We start from the raw sequence: 16590 nt of genomic DNA on the forward strand, positions 1-16590 counted from the left end.
AATTGCGGACCATTTTAGTCCTGTATAGAGGCGATGTGAAGATGTAAAAACAGCTATCAAACCGATAGAAAGGGTTTTATCGACACGTTCGGCGACGTTCGGCATCTATTGCCAATCATTCGCATTTGCAACAAGGGCAAGCCTCGGCCACAAAGGGACAACGCCCCTCCCCTTCCTGAGCCAAGTCATTCATTGGCAAACCAAATAGATAGCGATTCTGCTAGACTTAACGCATCACCATGTTCCCAACATGCCATGTGTCTCTGGCATGCACGATGACTGCATGCAAGATCTCCGAGACATTCACTCGCCCACCATGTGGTGCGAGCAGTTCAGCAACGCCCGTACTTCAGGAATTGCTGGCTACATCATCCAAGCAATGAAACACACAACACATCAACCGAGCGTGATGCACATGACTGCCTTACTGCATCAAGCCCGCGCACGCAGACCTGCAGGCTGCACTTGCCAAATGGAGCCGACAGATTGGAACTCTTGCAGTACGCCCTGGACAACCTTGAACTGCTGACCTCACGCACCCTGGAACATATTGCGCTGGTGGCCGTGGCAGTCGGCATCGCCACGCTGACGGGGGTCCCTATCGGTATCGCTATCACCCGTAATGAGCGGGCCGCTCAGGCAGTGCTATATGTTGCCTCGATCATCGTGACCATCCCCTCCATTGCCCTGTTCGGCATCATGATTCCGGTTCTGTCGTTGATCGGCCAGGGAATCGGATACCTACCGGCCGTGATCGCGGTTTTGCTCTATTCGCAGTTGCCCATCATCCGCAACACCTACACCGCCATCCATAATGTCGACCCAGCATTGCGCGAAGCCGCTCGCGGCATTGGCATGAGTCCGAACCAGCGCCTAAGCATGGTCGAGATCCCTCTTGCCATCCCCGTGATCATGGCCGGGGTACGTACAGCCGTGGTGCTCAACATCGGAGTCATGGCCATCGCCGCCTACATTGGAGCCGGTGGCCTCGGCACCTTTATCAGCCGTGGCATTTCCCAATCCGACCCGCGTCAGCTCATCGTTGGCGCCGTCGCCGTCAGCCTGCTGGCCATTATCGCTGACTATACGCTGCTCGCTGTGCAGAAATGGCTAACTCCGAAGGGCATGGGCAATACCGCCATCCCGAACTGAGCCGGACCTCGGAGCACTGCACAGCAAAAGAAAAACAAGGGTTACGCCATGATTCGTCTGGAAAATCTGACCAAGGTCTTCGACACCCCGGATGGTGCCGTGGTTGCCGCGGACCATATCAACATGGAAGTGCCGCGGGGAAAGATCTGCATCCTGCTGGGCCCATCGGGCTGCGGCAAGACCACTACGCTGAAGATGATCAATCGCATCATTCGCGCCACGTCCGGCAAGGTATTCATCGACGGACAGGATACCGCTGAGCTGGACACTCAGGAATTGCGTCGCAACATCGGCTACGTCATCCAGCAGATCGGTCTGTTTCCCAATATGACCATCGAGGAAAACATTACCGTGGTACCGAAGCTGCTGGGTTGGGATAAGGCTCGCTACCGGGAGCGTGCGCGCGAACTGATGCGCATGATCGCTCTGGAGCCCGATGCTTTTCTCAAGCGCTACCCCAAGGAGCTCTCCGGTGGCCAACAGCAACGTATCGGAGTGGCTCGCGCCCTGGCCGCTGACCCACCCGTCATGCTGATGGATGAGCCTTTCGGCGCCATTGACCCGATCAACCGTGCTGTCATTCAGGACGAGTTCCTGAAGATGCAGCAGGAGCTCAACAAGACCATCATGTTCGTCAGCCATGATATTGATGAAGCGATCAAGATGGGCGATCGCATTGCCATCTTCCGCAGCGGCAAGCTGATTCAGCACTCTTCTCCCGATGACCTCCTGGCCAGCCCCGTGGATGAATTCGTCGAATCATTTCTTGGTGAAGACCGTGCACTCAAGCGTCTACACCTGGTCAAGGTACGCGACTTCATTTCCTCTTGCATTGGTACCGTCAAGCCAACTGACAGCATGGAAACCGCCCAGGCCAGAATGCAGGAGTACGGATATACCGTGGGCATCGTCATGGTCAATGATCACAACCAGCCGATTGGCATGATCAGTCGTGCCATGACACAAATAACCAGCGGCTACTGTGGTGATCATTTCGAGAACCTGCCCGCCATGGCCCACCTCGACGACGACCTGCGCAAGGTTGTCTCACTCATGTTCGCCCACGACCTGGTCTGGCTGCCCTGCGTCGACGATCAAGGCCATCTGCACGGACATATCACTCAACGCTCGATCACTCATCACCTTGGCGCTCGCTATCGGGTCCAGGCCGATCACGATGCTGTTGCGGGGGAGTGAACAATGCCTCGCATTTTGCTTTTTCTATTGCTCATCGGGACTTTCACCGCCGGAGCCTGGGCTCAGGCCAGTGGTACGCTGGGCGAGCTGTTGTTCTATCTTCCTGATATTCAGTACCTCACCGTTCAGCACCTGTGGCTGACCTTCCTGTCCGGCGGACTGGCCATCCTGATCGCCATTCCACTAGGCATCCTGCTGTCACGCCCGCGCGTGTCCTCAAGTGCCGAGAACATCATGCAGGTGCTCAATATTGGCACTACCATTCCGACACTTGCCGTTCTTGCGCTCTCCATGAGCTTTCTAGGCATCGGTACCCTGCCTGCTGTATTCGGCCTGTTCGTTGCTACCTTGCTGCCTATTGCGCGCAATACCTATGCCGGCCTCAAGGGAGTCTCTCCCGAACTGCTCGAAGCTGCCGCAGGCATCGGCATGTCACCCTTTCAGCGCCTGCTCAAGGTGGAACTGCCCAATGCGCTGTATGTCATCTTCGCAGGCATACGTACGGCCCTGACCATCAACGTCGGGACAGTACCACTCGCTTTCCTGATCGGTGCCGGAGGCCTTGGAGAGCTGATCTTCACTGGTATCGATCTGTATGACCCGTTGATGATGCTGGCAGGCGCCATTCCCACCGCATTCCTGGCAGTAGTGGTCGATGCACTGATTGCCCTCGTCGCTCTTGTCGTGGTCCCCAGGGGTGTCAACCCCGGCCGGGCATGACCTGAGCCCTGCGGAATGAATATCGCCTTGTCATCCCTCCGACTGATTTTCCCAAGGAGACACCCCATGAAATTCTGGATTCCCGCTCTGACAGGCCTGGCACTGGTTACTGCTGCCACCAGCGCCAACGCTGACGAAATCGTGGTTGGCGGCAAGAACTTCACCGAACAACAGATCCTGGCCAGCATGACCAGCCAATATCTGGAGCAACTGGGATATGACGTCGAGACACGTGCAGGGATGGGCTCCGCTGTACTGCGCCAGGCCCAGGAGAATGGTCAGATCGACCTTTACTGGGAATATACCGGCACATCCCTGATCAACTACAACGACGTGACTGAGTCACTGAGCCTGGAAGACACCTATGCCAAGGTCAAGGAACTGGATGGCGAGAAGGGACTGGTATGGCTTGCGCCTTCCAAGGCCAATAACACCTATGCCCTCGCCATGCGCTCCGACAGCGTCAAGGAGACCGGCATCAAGACCCTTTCCGACCTGGCTGCAGCGATCAACGAAGATGACAGCCTCACCTTCGCCCTGAATGCCGAATTCTACGCCCGGGAAGACGGTTGGCGCCCACTGCAGCAGGCTTACGACTTCCGAGTCGGTCGCAGCAACATCAAGCGCATGGATTCCGGCCTGGTCTATCCTGCCCTGCGCGATGGTCAGGTCGATATCGGTCTGGTGTTTGCTACCGATGGCCGCATCCCGGCCTTTGATTTCACGGTGCTGAAAGACGATCAGGACTTCTTCCCGGCCTATTCGCTCGCTCCAGTGGTGCGCCAGGAAACCCTCGACGCCAACCCGGAACTGGCGGAACAGATGAACAAGCTTTCCTCCCTTCTGGACGACGACACAATGGCGGAACTCAACGCTCAAGTCGATGTGGAGCGCCGCACCATAGAAGATGTTGCCAATACCTTCCTGGAAGCCAATGAGCTGCTATGAGTCGAGTAGCCAATAAATCGAATGCTATAAGTTGAACTGCTGATAAGTTGAACTGCTGACAAGTTGAACTGCTGCAGGAAATGAAAGGGAAGCGGAATATAGAGGCACAAGCCGAGGGCGATACCAGGGGTATCGCCGAGCTTGCTTCGCTTTTTTTCTGGCGCCCTCACGGCAATATCAGGCAATGTGAGTGGCGATCATCCAAGGAACATTGCCATGCCTACCTTTTCTGATGATGTCATCGTAATCACCGGCGGCTCTCGTGGTATCGGCCGCGCCACCGCCCTGGCCTGCATTCGCTCAGGAGCCAGGGTGGTCTTCAGCTATCGTGGCAATGAAGCTGCCGCTATTGAAACAGTGAAAGAATGCCAGGTCATCGGTGGTGTCGACAGTATCAAGGCCGTTCAAGCCGATGTCTGCTCGGAAGCAGATATCATCCGCTTGTTTGCCACAGCCAAATCCCACTTCGGCACCATCGCTGGAGTCGTCAACAATGCAGGCATCGTGGCACCTTCTATGCCTCTGGCCGACATGGATGCCAAACGCATTCGAGAAGTCCTTGATACTAACGTGTTCGGGGCTCTGCTCGTCGCCAGGCAAGCCGCTCGCGACCTGACAGATGGAGGCGCCTTGGTCAATGTAGGCTCCATGGCCTCCAAGCTCGGATCAGCCAATGAATATGTCGATTATGCTGCCAGCAAAGGAGCCCTGGACAGCCTCACCATTGGCTTGTCCAAGGAGTTGGGGCCTCGTCATATTCGCGTCAATGCCGTGCGCCCAGGATTGATCGACACAGAGATCCATGCCAGCGGTGGACGACCTGAACGCATTATCGAGCTAGGCCCCAGATGCCCTCTGGGAAGGCCAGGAGATGCCGCTGAAGTCGCAGCCAGTATTGTCTGGCTACTTTCTGACGCTGCGTCCTATGTTACCGGCAGCTTCATTGACGTTGCCGGTGGGCGATGATAACGCTACCGGCACAATACCTCGATGAATCATGCCCAGCTCTCTGGCGGCTTGCTTCGACAGATCAATGACTCTGCCTTTCACGAATGGTCCTCTGTCATTGATCGTAACCTCAACCGACTTTCCCGTATCCTGACGAGTTACCAGAACTCTGGTACCAAAGGGCAAAGAGCGATGGGCGGCAGTGAGTGCAGACTGATCAAAGACCTCACCATTGGCGGTCGTCCTTCCCTGAAACATATCAGCATAATAAGAAGCCAGCCCGTATTCGCTATACGATACTTTATCTGGTGGCTGGGCCATAGCAGGACAACATGCCAACAAACTACCAGCTATCGCAAACATAATCCTCTTGACAAGAACGTCTAATACACAGTAGATCCCTGCATGAAAGCACATGCTTTTATCCTTTTTCTTCTTGAACAAGCACGTGCTTACTTAACAAGGATACAAGTGGTAAATCTAGAGAAAAAACCACACAAAGAAAATTCTGAGAAAACAGTCAGAAACCGCCTACAAAGAACTGCGCGCACATATATAAAACATGCAAAAACAACAACAGAAAAACACTCCAACCAATGGAAAATATCTTTATACATCCCTTAAAACAACTCAGAAAATACAATGATTTTTCGATATCACAAATATAATTCTCCCACAGAATCTATCACAACAAGACAACACCAAACTTATATCATCATGACCACATGCGCTCACATGTCATCATGATGACAAAAACAAAGAAAAACTTCTCACTGCTTGTATCCATCAAGATAATACGACACTGCTGGCTCGCTACCTCTACTGCCAGAAGGTATAAACAACATGTATTATCGTGACTATTTAATTATTGACCGCGCCCAAACTAAAACTCATCTAGACGATGTAGATGGCAGCCTCGACCAACATCTCGACATATGGCGGCCTTGAAGAGGGTAAATGGTTCCCCATGGAAACGACCTGGTTCAAGCCACGGTACGGTTGGGCTGGATATCCACTGCCGAGATCTGTGCAAACATGTGGAGCCCCGCATTGTGCACGCTGCTTTGCTGACCCGCCCCACGGTGCCATGTGCCCCGATCAATTTCGCCTCAGGCATCGTCAGCAAGAATTTTTTCTAATGAAGACAGCAGGGTACTGAGCGTACGCTTCTATGCTATGACATATGGCGCTCCCGTACTCATGGCTAATCGCTACGGCCCCGAAGGCTCTAGTCACTTCAGGGGAGGGTCTCCTACCCTTGTACCGCGAGGTGAAATTCTGGCCGTGGCTGACCACCGCGGAAGACTGATCACGGCCCAGCAATCGCCGAGGCTCGCTTCGAGCTACCGACATTGCCAGATGCAGATACTCCGCTAGTACGAGAGCTGATGAGTGGCTATCGCTGAAGGCATCCCCGAGGATTTTCTTTCCGAGCAAGCAAGGTTACTCGATATCCACCACAGGTTTTTTTTCTGTAGGCACGAGAAAAATTAACGAGACATCCAGAAAAAATGCTAAAATTTAGCTATCAACTGGAACCTGAACCGTGTAAACAATTTTGTGTAAAATGGCATGAATATCACTTCCGCTCATCCTTTTCTTTCGACACCATTCAGCTTTCTTGTCATGGGTGTTTCCGGCTCTGGAAAATCCCATATTGGCCGACAACTTGCAGCCGAGACCAGCGCTGTTTTTATTGATGCCGACGATTACCACAGCCCTGAAAATGTTGCCAAGATGTCTCGCGGCGAACCGCTCACTGACATGGATCGAGAGTCATGGCTTAAAACGCTTTCCGAACTGTATCGAGAGCATCAGGCCACTGGAACGTCTCTAGTGATCGGCTGCTCAGCCTTGAGGCGCCACTATCGGGATGTGTTACGCCAAGGAGCACCAGAGCTGCATATTCTTTATCTGCACGGCTCACGAGAAGTTCTGCTTGAGCGCATCAATACTCGGGGGTCTCATTTTTTTGCTGGTGAGCACATGCTCAATAGTCAGCTTGATACCTTGGAGCTGCCTGGCACAGATGAAGCCATCATGTGCAGCATCGAAAACACACCCAAGGAAATCATTGACAATTTTCTCGACGAACTTTCCAGAAGAATCTCCGAAACACAGTAATGGAAAAGAATGAAAAATAGCGATGCTTCTTAAAGAAGCATCGCTATTTTTATTACTACAAATATAAATTTCAAAGTGAGTGATGACGATCAGCCAAGGCCAGCAATCCTGCCAGAGTAGCGCTATCGCTATCGATTTCTTTCACTTTGATACCTTGAGCTTCCAGTGCCTGGCGATAGAGTGGATTCAAACTCGAGGAACCGACCAGCAGGACGTCACTTTCACCGCGCCCCGCCTCACTCTCCTTCAACATATGCGATTCTTGCGCCAGCACCTCTGCCCCAATCAGTACACCCGAGAGAAAGCTTCCAACTTGATGCGCCTCCAGGCCCGCATATAGATGTCGACTGCGTCCTTCGAACAGAGCGTGGAGTACACCAGAAGGATGTGTTGCAGCGACCAGCCCTTGAGCAAAGGCTTCAGCATCATGAGAAGCATCTTCCCGGGCGGGCTCACCGGGCAGGGTGTGAAAGCGCACAGCATGAAACAATTCACCCGTCATGACAGTGGTGAACTCCAGCAAGCGTCCACTCACCATTCTGGCCCATTTGCTGTGGGTACCCGGCAGGCAGCAGATCGCACTCTGAGCCGCCACCATCGCCAGAGCCCCGAATGCCTGGATCTCTTCACCACGCATCACATCGACGTGATCATGGCGCACCATCTTGAGTCCGGGCACGATCCAGGCATTATCCAGGCCAGGTGCAGCAACGACATTGGCGGCCAGATCCTCGGCACTGGCTGGCACATCCAACTGAGGCGCCTCACTCCAGCCCCTGGCAGACCCTACCATACCGGCCAGGTACACCGGCACTTCCCCACCTTGGCGCCAGTCACCCACCTGAGCTTCACAATAATGCGGAAACTCAGCACTGGTCAGAGAACGCAACCCTGCATCGGAACGGCGGCTATCGAGACACTCACCACTCGCACGGTCGACCAGAAAGGCGCGAAAGTTGCTCGTTCCCCAATCAATGGCGATCAGGCGTTCACTCATGCCCTTGCCTCCTGCAAGCGCATCCATTCAGCCACCAGCTCCTTGGCTGACGCTTCTACTTCAGCGGCACTGCGTCCCGGTTTATAGAGGTTGCTGCCATAACCGAAACCACTGATGCCAGCAGCATGCCATTCAGCCATGTTGCTCTTGTCGATGCCGCCGACTGCCAGTACTGGCAATCCTCTGGGCAAGATGGCACTGATATCCTTGTAGTAGGCAGTCCCGAGGCGGGCCGCAGGGAACAGTTTCAATGCACTGGCGCCAGCCTTGGCAGCCGCCAGTGCTTCTGTTGGCGTCATGCAGCCGATCATCGGTGCCAAGCCACGCTCAGCGCCCAGACTGACCAATGCAGGATCCGTGTTGGGAGTGATCATCAGCGGCGCCCCCAACTGGGCCAGACGCAAGGTGTCCTCCTCCTCCAGCACGGTCCCTGCTCCAATCAGAACATCATCAGGACAATGCGCCACTGCCCGCTCGATGCTGACCCAAGGTTCTGGAGAATTGAGCGGAATCTCGATCAGACGAAAGCCGGCACTCACCAATGCATCGCATACACCTTCCACCTCATCCGGTGTAATGCCACGCAGGATGGCCACCAGTGGCAGCTCCTCCAGGGCCTTGTCCAGAATCTTGCGCTGGTTGTCGTTCATCGAAACTCCTCGTTACTTGGCTTATATCGTCGTTACACCAGCCACAATGCCATGTTCGGCCACAACAACAGAGCGGCGAGAACACATAGTTGCAGGGCAATGAAAGGCAGTAGAGAGACAAAGATGTCCTTGAGGCTGATGCCCGGCGGTGCCACACCCTTGAGATAAAAGGCCGCAGGGCCAAAGGGTGGGGACAGGAAGGAAACCTGCATGTTGACGGCAAACAGGATACCGAACCAGATCGGGCTGTAACCCAGTTGCTCGACGATAGGTACGAAAATCGGCAGGGTCAGCATTGCGACACCGATCCAGTCAAGGAACATGCCCAGCACCAGCAATATCGCCATCATCACCAGAATGATCGCGATTGGCGGTACATCCAGGCCCATGATCATGCCATTGATAAAGCGGTTACCACCCATCAGGTTGTAGACCCCCACCAGAGCGGCGGCCCCTATACCAATCCAGATGATCATACCGCAAGTCACCAAGGTCTGGGACAGGCTCTCATGCATGGTCTTGAACGAGAATTCTCCACGCAGGACAACCGCCAGCAATACACCGAACACCCCCATGGCAGCGGCTTCCGTCACTGATGCCACGCCGCCATAGATGGAGCCCAGCACCAGGCCAGCAATCAGCCCAGGCACGACAATAGCCTTGATCGCCTGACGCTTGCTGGAAAAGCCATCATTGCGATCAGCCTCGCTCATGGGCGGACCAAGCTCAGGGTTTCTCAAGCAGCGAACCAGAACATAGCCGATATACGACAGCATCAGAATCACTGCGGGTGTCACCGCCGCCGTAAACAGGTCAGCAATGGACTGACTGGCAATCAGACCGTAGATGATCAGTACAATCGACGGCGGCATCATGGTTCCCAAGGCGCCACCGGCACACACCACGCCAATGGACAGATGCTTGTCATAACCAAGGCGCAACATCTGCGGTAATGCCAGGATACCGAGCAGCACGATCTCACCGCCGATGATGCCGGACAATGCCGCCAGGAAAAACGCCACCACGATGGTCTGTACCGCCACGCCTCCGGGAAGGCGGCCGGCGAATACCCGCATGGCATTGAATAGATCCTTGGCGATTCCCGAGCGATCAAGTAGCGATGCCATCAACACGAACATCGGCACCGCCACCAGAGAATATTCCGTGACGAACCCATAGACCCGGCTGGTCACCAGAGGCAGAGCCATGGGACCAAACCAGCCGAAGGTGAACACCAGGGCCACAAGCCCCGTGATGAAGGCCAACGGCAGGCCGGTAACCAGCAATGCAAAGATGGCCCCAACCATCAATATCGTTCCGTCTGCGATATCCATCAGGCGGCTCCTTCATCGTGGGGTTGAGGAGCTGGCTTGCCTTTGATCGACTGCACCAGATGGATCAGCGACTGAATGCACATGATGGCTAGTGCCAGCAGAATCATTCCTTTCACCAATGCAGGAAAAGGCGGATTCCAGGAGGTCCCAGAGCGCTCCAGCTGCCACTCCCCGAGAGGATTGTGGCTAGCGCCCCAGAACATCACATAACCGGCATAGCTCATCCCCAGGCAGAAGCCGAAGGTGACCAAGTCATTGAAGCGATCGAGCCACAAGCGAAAGCGTGGCCCCACCGAGTCATACAGCACTTTGACACGAATATGGCGGTTGGACGCCAGTGCAGCCGGTCCGCCAAGACAGAAGCTCACGGCCACCAGCATGACCACGGTTTCGTGAACCCAGGAAGTGGGTGAGTCGAAGCCATAGCGCATGAAGACTTCATAGACACTGATCGCCATGGCCAGAAAGACTAGCCATGCAGCCCCACGGGCAGCCTTGACAATGACACGATCAAACGCACTGCGGACGGGGTCTGGACCGTGTTCGGGTAGTTTGTCGCCGCTGGGTACAGAACCCTCGTGCGGCTCACGAGTCGCGTCACTCATGCGACATCCTCGATATGACAGGAGAAATACATGGGCGGCGACTCTGCACCGCCCTCTCAGGGATGATTTACCGGCTTACAGCAAATCGTGTTCTTCGAGATAGGCCACCACGGAGTCGTAGTATTCCTGGGTAATCTCGTTACGCTTGGCCCATTCGGCCCATTCGTCCTTGGCGATGTTGCGGAACTTGACACGCTCTTCCGCCGGCAGGTCGATGATTTCGATATCCGGATCCTGCTTCGCCTCTTCTACAGCGGCCTGATCCAGTTCCTTGAGCTTGGCCACCATCTCGACAGCCATCTCATCTACGGAAGTTTCCAGCATGGACTTAAGGTCATCGGGCAGGCCGTCCCAGATTTCCTTGTTCAAGGACACAGCCACCATCGGCAGGGAGTGGAAACCCGGATACAGCGGATAAGGTGCGAACTTGTGCAGTCCCTGGGCCTGGTTAGTCGCAAAGACGGTGTAATCGGCAGCATCGATTACCCCCTTTTCCAGCCCGGTGTAGACTTCAGAGCCCGGCAAGTTGACCGGTGTCGCACCCGCTGCCTCGAAGATGTTGTAGACCATGCCTTCCGGCGCACGGATCTTGAGGCCCTTCAGATCGTCGACAGAACGCACTGGCTTGGTGGATGGCAAGGATTCCAGACCCGTTGCCCCAGCACCGATCAAGTGCAGGCCGTAGGGCTCGACCAGTTTGTTGTAGAGGTCTTCACCACCACCGTTGTTCATGTAATCAAGAAAATCGTTGGGATCGCTCCAGGCCCCTACCAGGTTGCCCATCATGCCGAAGGCAGGGTTCTGGCCGGTAAAGTAGCTGGGATCCGTCAAGTGGCCCTGAAGAATACCGGACTGTACTGCCTGCAGCGTCTGGTTGGCCTGGACCACGGCATTGACCGGCAAGATCTCGATGGTAATACGGCCATCGGACAACTCGTTGACTTTCTGAGCCCACTCTTTCTTGATTTCGAACTGCGGCTCGCCAGCCGTTTCGGAAGTCTGGAATGTCCATTCATACTCGGCAGCATGAGCAGAGCTGGCCATGACGGCGAGAATCGCCGCGGAAAGAACCCTGAGATTGGACAGGGGCTTGAGATTAGAGAGGGGCTTGAGACTGGAGAGTGTCTTGAGCTTGGTGCTAGCCTTCATGAGCTGGTCATCCTTCTTGTGTGCGCGTAACAAGATCATTGTTGTCAAGATCATTATGGGAATCGAAGGTCGTCTCGATAGCAGGTATATGGCGCAGCAGACCCTCGAGACCCAGGTCCTGCCTTGTACGTTGCAACACCGCTACTGCAGCTTCTGCAGCCGCTTGCGGTTGCCTCAGACGGATCGCCTCCATCACTCGACGGTGGCGTTCCATGCTGTCACTCAAGCGCTTGGCAGACTGGTTGGAGCGCTCTACCACAAGCGCAATTGCTGGCTTGAGCACGTGACTGATCTGAGCCCAGACCAGATTGTGCGAAGCGGTAAATATGGCTTCATGAAAAGCCACATCGTATTCATCATGGGTCTTCCCTGCGTAACAGCGATCTTCATTTTCCAGCGCCTTGATCATGCCTTCGTACGCTGTCTCGATCGCCAACAGGTCCACCGCAGTCGCATGCTCCGCTGCCAAGCGGGCAACATAAGGCTCCACTGCAGCGCGAAAGCTGAATACCTCACGCTGAATGGCCGGGTTGGGTTTTGCATAGCTGGCCAGCCACCCACTCACGCGAGGATCCAGCAGATGCCATTTCTCGAGTGGCTGAATGCGCGATCCTTGCCCAGAAATTCGGGTAATCAGCCCCGTCGCAACCAGAATCTGCAATGCACTGCGCACGGTGGAGCGACTGACCTCGAAACGTTCGCACAGGTCCACTTCCCGAGGCAGGAAATCTCCAGGTGCGTAATCACCATTGAAGATCGATTCGGCCAGGGCATCGGCGATATCAGGGCGTATGCGACGCTTTGGGGAAGACGCTGTCATATTCATGTCCGACGAGAGCCGCTTTATGTCGGACATAGCATCAACAAAAAAAGACCTGTGTGCCTTTAGACTTTAGTCCTTGGTATGGAAGTCACTGGCTGGCAAGGCTATTTTGGTGGTCTGCTAAGTGGAGGATGCATGCCCTTGGATACCCGCCCCATCGTCGTGGTCGGTGGTACTGGCTTCGTTGGCCGGGCCATCGTGCGAGAGCTGTTTTACAGTGGCCAGCATGTGCGCGTCGTTGCGCGCCGTGTCTCGACCGCCGAGGACGTGTTGCCTGGAGAACTGGAGCCAGGAGATCCACTGGAAGTGCAGAATGCTGACATTGGAGATGCCGAAAGCCTCAAGCCCGTTCTGGAGGGCGCTCGTGCCGTCATCAATGTGGTAGGTCTTTATACAGAGAGCAAAGACATCCGCTTCCATGATGTACATGTCGAGGGGGCATCGCGCCTGGCTTACCTGGCCAGGCAGGCAGGCGTCGAACAATACTTGCTGATGTCAGGAATCGGGGCGCGCAGTGACTCACCATCACCTTATATTCGAGCCAGGGCCGAGGGGGAACAGGCCGTGATGGCAGAAATGGCCCGAGCGGTCATCTTGCGCCCCAGTGCGCTCTATGCCGAGCACGGAGGTTTTCTGCCAGGCATCGCTCGTCTTGCTCGATTGCCCATGGTGCCGCTGTTCGGGCAGGGACAAAGCCGTCTGCAGCCATTGCATCTAGGTGATCTGGCCAGTGCGGTAACTCGCCTGGTGTGCCGCTCGGACACACCACGCATGTTGTTCGAATTCGGCGGCCCAGACCCGTTCACCTATCGGGAATTGATCCTGCAGGTCGCCCGCCACCTGGAACGGGAACCACGCCTGGTTCCCGTTCCCATGCTGCTCTGGCATGCCCTGGCCAAGGCAATGTCCGGCCTACCCTCACCGCCCTTGACCCGGGACATGCTGTGGCTGGTCAGTGAAGACAACCTGGTCGGTGAAGGTGTCGGCACCTTTGCTGACCTGGGCATCAAACCGCGCAGCCTGCGTGACAGCCTGCCTTACTGCTTGCCACGCTCCTGAGCATCGCCATGGTCATCCAAGCGCTCATCAACTGCCGATTTCACCGATCAAATCGCTCTGCACTACCTCGATCCAGTAACCGTCCGGATCCTTGACGAAGACGACATTCTTCATCTTGCCCTGGTCCGGGCGCTTGATGAATTCAACGTCATTGGCGTCGAACCACTCCACCGCTGCCTCCAGGTCCGGCACATTGAAGCAGATATGACCAAACCCCTGGGGCTCGGCATTACCATCATGGTAGATCCGCCCTTCTTCATTCTCGGTGCCCCAGTTATGCGTCAGTTCCAGCAAGCCGCGCTGCTGAAAGGTCCACACCGTTCGTTCTGTTGCTTCTGCCGGCACCTCCCGGCCTTCAAGATCACCGAGGAAATACAGCGAAAACTTCATTTCCTCGAAATCCAGGCGCCGCAACACACTCATGCCGAAGACACGTGAGTAGAAGCGCAACGACACCTCGGGATCCTTGACTCGCAACATGCAGTGATTGAGGCGAAATCCTCGCGTCTGGGCGGGAGCCGCCTCAACACCGGGATGCGCTTCACCCTGGATGTGGTCGCTCATGAAATACTCCTTTTAATGATGTGATGAAAATCTTGCTCGCCAGGGCCGCCTGACGAAGTCGATCAAATAGCGCCTTCGCGCATCTGCTGGCCAATGAACTCCGCCTGGCGCAATGCCAGGGAGACAATGGTCAGCGTCGGGTTCTCGGCACCGGAGGTAGTGAACTGACTGCCATCGGAAATGAACAGGTTGGCAATCTCATGGCTCTGACCATGACCGTTGCAGACACCATCCTCCGGGCGCTCGCTCATGCGACAGGTGCCCATGTTGTGCGTCGATGGGTAGGGTGGTACCTCATAGATATCCTGTGCGCCAACCGATTCGTAGAGTGCCCGCCCTTGGGCATAGGCATACTGGCGCATGGCGATGTCATTGTCGTGGTCGTCATAGTGCACGTTGGCAACCGGCAGGCCGAAACGATCCACGACGTCCCGGTTGAGTGTGATGCGATTGGTAGCTTGGGGCATGTCCTCCCCCACTAGCCACATGCCAGCCATATGCTCGTATTGATCGAGAGCGCCTGTAAAGTCCGGCCCCCAGGCACCAGGGTCGAGAAAGGCCGCCATGAAAGGCAGGCCCAGTGATATTGTTTCCATTTCGTAGCCACCGACAAAGCCACGCTCACGGTCATGACGTGCTTCATCGGAGATGATGCCAGCCATGGTCGTTCCGCGGTACATGTGAACAGGTTCTTCGAAGGTCGCGAACACAGAGCCCGTCGTGTGACGCATGTAATGTCGGCCGACATGCCCGGCACCGTTGGCTAGACCACCGGGAAAGCGATTGCTGGCAGAATTGAGCAGCAATCTGGGCGTTTCGATGGAATTTCCCGCGACCGCAACCACTCTCGCCCGTTGGCGATGCTCATTGCCCTCGGCATCAAAATAGACCACGGCATTGGCCTTCCCCTGGTCATCGTGTTCGATGCGCGCCACATGCGACTCCGGACGCAACTCCATGTGACCGGTGGCAATACCTGCTGGCAGCTCAGTGTAGAGCGTCGACCATTTTGCCTGCATCTTGCAGCCCTGAAAGCAGAATCCACGCTGCTGACAGGCAGCACGCCCATCGCGTACCGTACTGTTGATCGCCATATGCCCAGTGTTGCAGGAATAGCCCAGGTTCTTGGCGCCGGCATACATCACCTTGAAGTTGTTGTTGCCGGGCAGTCCTTTGTTGCCATTGGTGCGGGTCACGCCCATGCGCTGTTCCGCACGGTCATACCAGGGTGCCAGGTCGTCATAGCTCAGGGGCCAGTCAAGCAAGGCGGCTCCCTCCACATCACCGTAATGCGTCAAGGCCTGAAATTCATGGGGCTGAAACCGCAGACTGGCGCCCGCCCAGTGCACGGTGGTTCCTCCCACTGACTTGACGATCCAGGCAGGCAGATCGGGAAAATCCTTCGCCAGACGCCAGCTACCCGACGTGGTGCGTGGATCAAGCCAGGACAGCTGACTGAAGGCCGCCCACTCATCGGCGAGAAAATCAGCGGCAGTGTGCAGCTTGCCAGCTTCCAGAACCACTACATCAACCCCTTGCTGAGCCAATTCATTGGCCAGGGTCCCGCCTCCCGCACCCGACCCAATTACCACGACAACGCTGTCGTCATCGAGTGCATAAGTCTTCTGATTGTCGGTCATGGTCATGCTGACCTCTCCTCATCTGCTTTTCTTGTCATCAGGCCCACGGGCATCAAGTACTCGGCTCTTCGGAAGGTAGGTATCCCGCATCAGGTTGTGCTGGGTCCGGTAGCCAGGTGAGGTCGTTGAACCCCCGGGTCAGGTAGCCTGAATTGCCCTTCTCGCCCTCGTACCCGAAATGGGCGAAGGCCAACGGATTGTTGTACAGAGAAACCACTGCATCGCCTCGTACCAGCTCAAAGAACGGGGCCTTGGTCATCTCCTTGAGCAGCGCGAGACGCTGGGCATCATCGAGCGTCAGCCAGTCGCCACCCGCCTTGTCATCCAGTTGGGTGACCCCAGTACTGAGTTGCTCGGACACCTCGCCATCGGCAGCCTTCTTGTCCAGGCTCTTGATCACCAGCGCATAGACCGCATCCTCAAGGTCGGCATGGGGAAACAACTGTCGGGTCACGGCCAACAGCACTTCCCCTTGACGACTACTCAGGTGCTCCAGGGGCACTGCCCAGCTACGACTGGGGGCCAGCAGTGCAATCGGCCCGGAAGCAAAGGCCAGCGTGCCTGCCAGCACGCCACCGCTGGCCTTGAGAAACACACGGCGGGATATGGGTTTGTGAGATAGAGGTTGGCTTATCATGTTTGTTCTCCTCGATGGCGGATCGTCGCGAATCCGGCGGCAG

17 protein-coding genes are annotated in these 16590 nt (G+C 55.7%); 7 read left to right on the forward strand and 10 right to left on the reverse strand.

The window, feature by feature from the left end:
- Positions 1-486: 486 nt before the first annotated feature.
- The 5 genes from E4T21_RS13145 (at position 487) to E4T21_RS13165 (ending at position 4983) form a co-directional block, all read left to right on the forward strand.
- Positions 487-1152 carry an ABC transporter permease gene (locus E4T21_RS13145; protein WP_149285501.1) on the forward strand — a complete coding sequence of 222 codons (666 nt, stop codon included), beginning with the start codon at positions 487-489 and terminating at the stop codon, positions 1150-1152.
- Between the two features lie 48 nt (positions 1153-1200).
- A complete protein-coding gene (locus E4T21_RS13150) occupies positions 1201-2349 on the forward strand; it encodes an ABC transporter ATP-binding protein (RefSeq protein WP_149285502.1) in 1149 nt (382 codons plus the stop codon).
- Positions 2350-2352: 3 nt separating this feature from the next.
- The gene (locus tag E4T21_RS13155) at positions 2353-3069 is read left to right on the forward strand and encodes an ABC transporter permease (protein ID WP_149285503.1); all 717 of its coding nucleotides are present in this window, start codon (positions 2353-2355) and stop codon (positions 3067-3069) included.
- Between the two features lie 66 nt (positions 3070-3135).
- Positions 3136-4017 (forward strand): glycine betaine ABC transporter substrate-binding protein, encoded by an 882-nt coding sequence (locus tag E4T21_RS13160; protein ID WP_149285504.1) that lies wholly within the window; start codon positions 3136-3138, stop codon positions 4015-4017.
- Between the two features lie 216 nt (positions 4018-4233).
- The gene (locus tag E4T21_RS13165) at positions 4234-4983 is read left to right on the forward strand and encodes an SDR family oxidoreductase (protein WP_149285505.1); all 750 of its coding nucleotides are present in this window, start codon (positions 4234-4236) and stop codon (positions 4981-4983) included.
- Here the strand turns inward: E4T21_RS13165 and E4T21_RS13170 are convergent.
- Complete coding sequence (locus E4T21_RS13170; RefSeq protein WP_240349390.1) at positions 4921-5286, reverse strand: septal ring lytic transglycosylase RlpA family protein; 366 nt, start codon at positions 5284-5286, stop codon at positions 4921-4923. The genes E4T21_RS13165 and E4T21_RS13170 overlap by 63 nt on opposite strands.
- Before the next feature lie 1251 nt (positions 5287-6537).
- Between E4T21_RS13170 and E4T21_RS13175 the strand changes: the two genes are divergently transcribed.
- Entirely contained in the window at positions 6538-7089 is a 552-nt protein-coding gene (locus E4T21_RS13175; RefSeq protein ID WP_240349136.1) for a gluconokinase, read from the forward strand.
- A gap of 70 nt (positions 7090-7159) precedes the next feature.
- On the opposite strand, the gene E4T21_RS13180 is transcribed toward E4T21_RS13175, so the two are convergent.
- From E4T21_RS13180 to E4T21_RS13205, 6 genes are all read right to left on the reverse strand, one after another.
- Positions 7160-8086, reverse strand: coding sequence for a 2-dehydro-3-deoxygalactonokinase (locus E4T21_RS13180; RefSeq protein WP_149285506.1), 927 nt, complete (start codon positions 8084-8086; stop codon positions 7160-7162).
- The gene (locus E4T21_RS13185; RefSeq protein WP_149285507.1) at positions 8083-8736 is read right to left on the reverse strand and encodes a 2-dehydro-3-deoxy-6-phosphogalactonate aldolase; all 654 of its coding nucleotides are present in this window, start codon (positions 8734-8736) and stop codon (positions 8083-8085) included. The genes E4T21_RS13180 and E4T21_RS13185 overlap by 4 nt, the downstream gene beginning before the upstream one ends.
- Before the next feature lie 32 nt (positions 8737-8768).
- Complete coding sequence (locus E4T21_RS13190; RefSeq protein WP_149285508.1) at positions 8769-10070, reverse strand: TRAP transporter large permease; 1302 nt, start codon at positions 10068-10070, stop codon at positions 8769-8771.
- Entirely contained in the window at positions 10070-10675 is a 606-nt protein-coding gene (locus tag E4T21_RS13195) for a TRAP transporter small permease subunit (RefSeq protein WP_149285509.1), read from the reverse strand. The genes E4T21_RS13190 and E4T21_RS13195 overlap by 1 nt, the downstream gene beginning before the upstream one ends.
- 75 nt (positions 10676-10750) lie before the next feature.
- Positions 10751-11719, reverse strand: coding sequence for a TRAP transporter substrate-binding protein (locus E4T21_RS13200; RefSeq protein WP_240349391.1), 969 nt, complete (start codon positions 11717-11719; stop codon positions 10751-10753).
- A 112-nt stretch (positions 11720-11831) separates the two neighbouring features.
- A complete protein-coding gene (locus E4T21_RS13205) occupies positions 11832-12644 on the reverse strand; it encodes a FadR/GntR family transcriptional regulator (protein ID WP_240349137.1) in 813 nt (270 codons plus the stop codon).
- 138 nt (positions 12645-12782) lie between these two features.
- Between E4T21_RS13205 and E4T21_RS13210 the strand changes: the two genes are divergently transcribed.
- Positions 12783-13706: a complex I NDUFA9 subunit family protein gene (locus E4T21_RS13210; protein ID WP_149285512.1), complete on the forward strand. Its 924-nt coding sequence runs from the start codon at positions 12783-12785 to the stop codon at positions 13704-13706.
- Positions 13707-13733: 27 nt separating this feature from the next.
- Here E4T21_RS13210 and gloA read toward each other — a convergent pair whose 3' ends face one another.
- The 3 genes from gloA to E4T21_RS13225 form a co-directional block, all read right to left on the reverse strand.
- Entirely contained in the window at positions 13734-14270 is a 537-nt protein-coding gene (gene gloA / locus E4T21_RS13215; RefSeq protein ID WP_149285513.1) for a lactoylglutathione lyase, read from the reverse strand.
- 62 nt (positions 14271-14332) lie between these two features.
- Positions 14333-15916 (reverse strand): GMC family oxidoreductase, encoded by a 1584-nt coding sequence (locus E4T21_RS13220; RefSeq protein ID WP_149285514.1) that lies wholly within the window; start codon positions 15914-15916, stop codon positions 14333-14335.
- A 46-nt stretch (positions 15917-15962) separates the two neighbouring features.
- Positions 15963-16547 (reverse strand): twin-arginine translocation signal domain-containing protein, encoded by a 585-nt coding sequence (locus E4T21_RS13225; RefSeq protein WP_149285515.1) that lies wholly within the window; start codon positions 16545-16547, stop codon positions 15963-15965.
- Positions 16548-16590: the final 43 nt, after the last annotated feature.

The sequence above is a fragment of the Halomonas binhaiensis genome, assembly GCF_008329985.2.
In the GTDB taxonomy this organism is placed as follows: Bacteria; Pseudomonadota; Gammaproteobacteria; order Pseudomonadales; family Halomonadaceae; genus Halomonas; species Halomonas binhaiensis.

Excerpts from the sequence above, each read along its gene's own strand:
- E4T21_RS13150 (WP_149285502.1), top strand. The coding sequence starts at position 1,201 with ATGATTCGTCTGGAAAATCTGACCAAGGTCTTCGACACCCCGGATGGT.
- E4T21_RS13155 (WP_149285503.1), top strand. The coding sequence starts at position 2,353 with ATGCCTCGCATTTTGCTTTTTCTATTGCTCATCGGGACTTTCACCGCC.
- E4T21_RS13160 (WP_149285504.1), top strand. The coding sequence starts at position 3,136 with ATGAAATTCTGGATTCCCGCTCTGACAGGCCTGGCACTGGTTACTGCT.
- E4T21_RS13165 (WP_149285505.1), top strand. The coding sequence starts at position 4,234 with ATGCCTACCTTTTCTGATGATGTCATCGTAATCACCGGCGGCTCTCGT.
- E4T21_RS13170 (WP_240349390.1), bottom strand. The coding sequence starts at position 5,286 with ATGGCCCAGCCACCAGATAAAGTATCGTATAGCGAATACGGGCTGGCT.
- E4T21_RS13175 (WP_240349136.1), top strand. The coding sequence starts at position 6,538 with ATGAATATCACTTCCGCTCATCCTTTTCTTTCGACACCATTCAGCTTT.
- E4T21_RS13180 (WP_149285506.1), bottom strand. The coding sequence starts at position 8,086 with ATGAGTGAACGCCTGATCGCCATTGATTGGGGAACGAGCAACTTTCGC.
- E4T21_RS13185 (WP_149285507.1), bottom strand. The coding sequence starts at position 8,736 with ATGAACGACAACCAGCGCAAGATTCTGGACAAGGCCCTGGAGGAGCTG.
- E4T21_RS13190 (WP_149285508.1), bottom strand. The coding sequence starts at position 10,070 with ATGGATATCGCAGACGGAACGATATTGATGGTTGGGGCCATCTTTGCA.
- E4T21_RS13195 (WP_149285509.1), bottom strand. The coding sequence starts at position 10,675 with ATGAGTGACGCGACTCGTGAGCCGCACGAGGGTTCTGTACCCAGCGGC.
- E4T21_RS13200 (WP_240349391.1), bottom strand. The coding sequence starts at position 11,719 with ATGGCCAGCTCTGCTCATGCTGCCGAGTATGAATGGACATTCCAGACT.
- E4T21_RS13205 (WP_240349137.1), bottom strand. The coding sequence starts at position 12,644 with ATGACAGCGTCTTCCCCAAAGCGTCGCATACGCCCTGATATCGCCGAT.
- E4T21_RS13210 (WP_149285512.1), top strand. The coding sequence starts at position 12,783 with ATGCCCTTGGATACCCGCCCCATCGTCGTGGTCGGTGGTACTGGCTTC.
- gloA (WP_149285513.1), bottom strand. The coding sequence starts at position 14,270 with ATGAGCGACCACATCCAGGGTGAAGCGCATCCCGGTGTTGAGGCGGCT.
- E4T21_RS13220 (WP_149285514.1), bottom strand. The coding sequence starts at position 15,916 with ATGACCATGACCGACAATCAGAAGACTTATGCACTCGATGACGACAGC.
- E4T21_RS13225 (WP_149285515.1), bottom strand. The coding sequence starts at position 16,547 with ATGATAAGCCAACCTCTATCTCACAAACCCATATCCCGCCGTGTGTTT.